The sequence below is a fragment of the Bacillus cereus genome (assembly GCF_002561295.1).
Taxonomy (GTDB): Bacteria; Bacillota; Bacilli; order Bacillales; family Bacillaceae_G; genus Bacillus_A; species Bacillus_A cereus_S.
Map to the genome: position 1 here is coordinate 1 of NZ_NTUG01000023.1, position 4,649 is coordinate 4,649.

The window sequence follows — 4,649 nt, forward strand, 5'->3', positions numbered from 1 at the left end:
AACGAAACAAACAACGTGAAACGTCAATTTTTATTTTATGATGCTAGACAAACTAACTTTATTGGAGAGTTTGATCCTGGCTCAGGATGAACGCTGGCGGCGTGCCTAATACATGCAAGTCGAGCGAATGGATTAAGAGCTTGCTCTTATGAAGTTAGCGGCGGACGGGTGAGTAACACGTGGGTAACCTGCCCATAAGACTGGGATAACTCCGGGAAACCGGGGCTAATACCGGATAACATTTTGCACCGCATGGTGCGAAATTGAAAGGCGGCTTCGGCTGTCACTTATGGATGGACCCGCGTCGCATTAGCTAGTTGGTGAGGTAACGGCTCACCAAGGCAACGATGCGTAGCCGACCTGAGAGGGTGATCGGCCACACTGGGACTGAGACACGGCCCAGACTCCTACGGGAGGCAGCAGTAGGGAATCTTCCGCAATGGACGAAAGTCTGACGGAGCAACGCCGCGTGAGTGATGAAGGCTTTCGGGTCGTAAAACTCTGTTGTTAGGGAAGAACAAGTGCTAGTTGAATAAGCTGGCACCTTGACGGTACCTAACCAGAAAGCCACGGCTAACTACGTGCCAGCAGCCGCGGTAATACGTAGGTGGCAAGCGTTATCCGGAATTATTGGGCGTAAAGCGCGCGCAGGTGGTTTCTTAAGTCTGATGTGAAAGCCCACGGCTCAACCGTGGAGGGTCATTGGAAACTGGGAGACTTGAGTGCAGAAGAGGAAAGTGGAATTCCATGTGTAGCGGTGAAATGCGTAGAGATATGGAGGAACACCAGTGGCGAAGGCGACTTTCTGGTCTGTAACTGACACTGAGGCGCGAAAGCGTGGGGAGCAAACAGGATTAGATACCCTGGTAGTCCACGCCGTAAACGATGAGTGCTAAGTGTTAGAGGGTTTCCGCCCTTTAGTGCTGAAGTTAACGCATTAAGCACTCCGCCTGGGGAGTACGGCCGCAAGGCTGAAACTCAAAGGAATTGACGGGGGCCCGCACAAGCGGTGGAGCATGTGGTTTAATTCGAAGCAACGCGAAGAACCTTACCAGGTCTTGACATCCTCTGAAAACCCTAGAGATAGGGCTTCTCCTTCGGGAGCAGAGTGACAGGTGGTGCATGGTTGTCGTCAGCTCGTGTCGTGAGATGTTGGGTTAAGTCCCGCAACGAGCGCAACCCTTGATCTTAGTTGCCATCATTAAGTTGGGCACTCTAAGGTGACTGCCGGTGACAAACCGGAGGAAGGTGGGGATGACGTCAAATCATCATGCCCCTTATGACCTGGGCTACACACGTGCTACAATGGACGGTACAAAGAGCTGCAAGACCGCGAGGTGGAGCTAATCTCATAAAACCGTTCTCAGTTCGGATTGTAGGCTGCAACTCGCCTACATGAAGCTGGAATCGCTAGTAATCGCGGATCAGCATGCCGCGGTGAATACGTTCCCGGGCCTTGTACACACCGCCCGTCACACCACGAGAGTTTGTAACACCCGAAGTCGGTGGGGTAACCTTTTGGAGCCAGCCGCCTAAGGTGGGACAGATGATTGGGGTGAAGTCGTAACAAGGTAGCCGTATCGGAAGGTGCGGCTGGATCACCTCCTTTCTATGGAGAATTGATGAACGCTGTTCATCAATATAAGTTTCCGTGTTTCGTTTTNNGTATGTTCTTTGAAAACTAGATAACAGTGTAGCTCATATTTTTTAATTTTAGTTTGGTTAAGTTAGAAAGGGCGCACGGTGGATGCCTTGACACTAGGAGTCGATGAAGGACGGGACTAACGCCGATATGCTTCGGGGAGCTGTAAGTAAGCTTTGATCCGAAGATTTCCGAATGGGGAAACCCACCATACGTAATGGTATGGTATCTTTACCTGAATACATAGGGTATTGAAGACAGACCCAGGGAACTGAAACATCTAAGTACCTGGAGGAAGAGAAAGCAAATGCGATTTCCTGAGTAGCGGCGAGCGAAACGGAATCTAGCCCAAACCAAGAGGCTTGCCTCTTGGGGTTGTAGGACATTCTATACGGAGTTACAAAGGAACGAGGTAGACGAAGCAGTCTGGAAAGGCTCGTCACAGAGGGTAACAACCCCGTAGTCGAAACTTCGTTCTCTCTTGAATGTATCCTGAGTACGGCGGAACACGTGAAATTCCGTCGGAATCCGGGAGGACCATCTCCCAAGGCTAAATACTCCCTAGTGATCGATAGTGAACCAGTACCGTGAGGGAAAGGTGAAAAGCACCCCGGAAGGGGAGTGAAAGAGATCCTGAAACCGTGTGCCTACAAATAGTCAGAGCCCGTTAATGGGTGATGGCGTGCCTTTTGTAGAATGAACCGGCGAGTTACGATCCCGTGCGAGGTTAAGCTGAAGAGGCGGAGCCGTAGCGAAAGCGAGTCTGAATAGGGCGTTTAGTACGTGGTCGTAGACCCGAAACCAGGTGATCTACCCATGTCCAGGGTGAAGTTCAGGTAACACTGAATGGAGGCCCGAACCCACGCACGTTGAAAAGTGCGGGGATGAGGTGTGGGTAGCGGAGAAATTCCAATCGAACCTGGAGATAGCTGGTTCTCCCCGAAATAGCTTTAGGGCTAGCCTTAAGTGTAAGAGTCTTGGAGGTAGAGCACTGATTGAACTAGGGGTCCTCATCGGATTACCGAATTCAGTCAAACTCCGAATGCCAATGACTTATCCTTAGGAGTCAGACTGCGAGTGATAAGATCCGTAGTCAAGAGGGAAACAGCCCAGATCGCCAGCTAAGGTCCCAAAGTGTGTATTAAGTGGAAAAGGATGTGGAGTTGCTTAGACAACTAGGATGTTGGCTTAGAAGCAGCCACCATTTAAAGAGTGCGTAATAGCTCACTAGTCGAGTGACTCTGCGCCGAAAATGTACCGGGGCTAAATACACCACCGAAGCTGCGAATTGATACTTACGTATCAGTGGTAGGGGAGCGTTCTAAGGACAGTGAAGTCAGACCGTAAGGACTGGTGGAGTGCTTAGAAGTGAGAATGCCGGTATGAGTAGCGAAAGACGGGTGAGAATCCCGTCCACCGAATGCCTAAGGTTTCCTGAGGAAGGCTCGTCCGCTCAGGGTTAGTCAGGACCTAAGCCGAGGCCGACAGGCGTAGGCGATGGACAACAGGTTGATATTCCTGTACCACCTCTTTATCGTTTGAGCAATGGAGGGACGCAGAAGGATAGAAGAAGCGTGCGATTGGTTGTGCACGTCCAAGCAGTTAGGCTGATAAGTAGGCAAATCCGCTTATCGTGAAGGCTGAGCTGTGATGGGGAAGCTCCTTATGGAGCGAAGTCTTTGATTCCCCGCTGCCAAGAAAAGCTTCTAGCGAGATAAAAGGTGCCTGTACCGCAAACCGACACAGGTAGGCGAGGAGAGAATCCTAAGGTGTGCGAGAGAACTCTGGTTAAGGAACTCGGCAAAATGACCCCGTAACTTCGGGAGAAGGGGTGCTTTCTTAACGGAAAGCCGCAGTGAATAGGCCCAAGCGACTGTTTAGCAAAAACACAGGTCTCTGCGAAGCCGTAAGGCGAAGTATAGGGGCTGACACCTGCCCGGTGCTGGAAGGTTAAGGAGAGGGGTTAGCGCAAGCGAAGCTCTGAACTGAAGCCCCAGTAAACGGCGGCCGTAACTATAACGGTCCTAAGGTAGCGAAATTCCTTGTCGGGTAAGTTCCGACCCGCACGAAAGGTGTAACGATTTGGGCACTGTCTCAACCAGAGACTCGGTGAAATTATAGTACCTGTGAAGATGCAGGTTACCCGCGACAGGACGGAAAGACCCCGTGGAGCTTTACTGTAGCCTGATATTGAATTTTGGTACAGTTTGTACAGGATAGGCGGGAGCCTTTGAAACCGGAGCGCTAGCTTCGGTGGAGGCGCTGGTGGGATACCGCCCTGACTGTATTGAAATTCTAACCTACGGGTCTTATCGACCCGGGAGACAGTGTCAGGTGGGCAGTTTGACTGGGGCGGTCGCCTCCTAAAGTGTAACGGAGGCGCCCAAAGGTTCCCTCAGAATGGTTGGAAATCATTCGTAGAGTGCAAAGGCATAAGGGAGCTTGACTGCGAGACCTACAAGTCGAGCAGGGACGAAAGTCGGGCTTAGTGATCCGGTGGTTCCGCATGGAAGGGCCATCGCTCAACGGATAAAAGCTACCCCGGGGATAACAGGCTTATCTCCCCCAAGAGTCCACATCGACGGGGAGGTTTGGCACCTCGATGTCGGCTCATCGCATCCTGGGGCTGTAGTCGGTCCCAAGGGTTGGGCTGTTCGCCCATTAAAGCGGTACGCGAGCTGGGTTCAGAACGTCGTGAGACAGTTCGGTCCCTATCCGTCGTGGGCGTAGGAAATTTGAGAGGAGCTGTCCTTAGTACGAGAGGACCGGGATGGACGCACCGCTGGTGTACCAGTTGTTCTGCCAAGGGCATAGCTGGGTAGCTATGTGCGGAAGGGATAAGTGCTGAAAGCATCTAAGCATGAAGCCCCCCTCAAGATGAGATTTCCCATAGCGTAAGCTAGTAAGATCCCTGAAAGATGATCAGGTTGATAGGTTCGAGGTGGAAGCATGGTGACATGTGGAGCTGACGAATACTAATAGATCGAGGACTTAACCATATAATATG

At 51.5% G+C, this 4,649-nt stretch carries 2 rRNA genes; both read left to right on the forward strand.

Going from position 1 to position 4,649, the window contains the following annotated elements:
• The first annotated feature begins 58 nt into the window (after positions 1-58).
• Positions 59-1,609: ribosomal RNA gene (locus tag CN373_RS15095) — 16S ribosomal RNA — on the forward strand.
• Between the two features lie 111 nt (positions 1,610-1,720).
• A 23S ribosomal RNA gene (locus tag CN373_RS15100) occupies positions 1,721-4,641 on the forward strand.
• Together the 16S and 23S rRNA genes form the textbook arrangement of a ribosomal RNA operon.
• Positions 4,642-4,649: the final 8 nt, after the last annotated feature.